The 888-nt window shown below is 69.8% G+C and carries 1 pseudogene; it reads left to right on the top strand.

What is annotated here, in order from left to right:
* Nucleotides 1-888 (top strand): annotated as a pseudogene (locus N7640_RS25500) (RHS repeat protein); the annotation flags it as partial.

Raw genomic sequence — 888 nt, 5'->3', positions numbered from 1 at the left:
CTACGACCGCCTCGGCCGGCTGGTCAGCCTCACCGACGCCCAGGGCAAGACCACCCGCCTGGCCTGGGACCGCGCGGGCCGCCTGACCCGGCGGACCGACCCGGCCGGCCTGAGCCAGGCCTGCGAATACGACCTGGCCGGCCGGCTGATCGTCCTGACCAACGAAAACCAGTCCCAGACCCGCTTCGCCTACGACCTCCTGGACCGGCTGATCGAAGAACAGGGCTTCGATGGCCGCCGCCAGCGCTACCGCTACAACGCCGCCGGCGAACTGATCGAGCGCCACGAGGCCGACGAACGCATCACCCGCTACCAACACGACCTCGACGGCCGCCTGCTGGCCCGCCACCTGCCGGCCACCGACCGGGTGGAAGCCTTCAGCGAACACTTCCGCTGGAGCAAAGGCGGCCAACTGACCGGCGTGCATACTCCGGACAGCGACGTGCTGTTCGCCTACGACCAGGCCGGCCGTCTGGCCCTGGAAACCCAGCGCCACCGCGATGGCTGGGACTACAGCCTGGCCCACCGCTACGACGCCCTGGGCACTCGCCAGACCAGCCAGTACGGCGACGCACCACCGGTCAACTGGCTGACCTACGGCCCGGGCCATTTGCACGGTGTACTGGTCGACGGCCTGGAACTGGCCTTCGAGCGCGACGCCCTGCACCGCGAAATCGGCCGCGACGCACGCCTCAAGCACGGCACCGACATGCTGTTCAGCCAGACCCGCACCTACGACGGCCTGGGCCGGCTGAGCGACAGCCAACTCACGCCCCTGTCCGGTGATCCCTGGCGCCGCCACTACGACTACGACCCGCGCGGGCAACTGATCGGCATCGGCGACAACCTGCTGCCCGACATCGCCTACCGCTACGACGACAGCGGCCG

It is taken from the genome of Pseudomonas sp. GD04015 (genome assembly GCF_029837675.1).
Lineage (GTDB): Bacteria > Pseudomonadota > Gammaproteobacteria > Pseudomonadales > Pseudomonadaceae > Aquipseudomonas > Aquipseudomonas paralcaligenes.
This window is presented reverse-complemented; position numbering and strand designations above follow the sequence as displayed.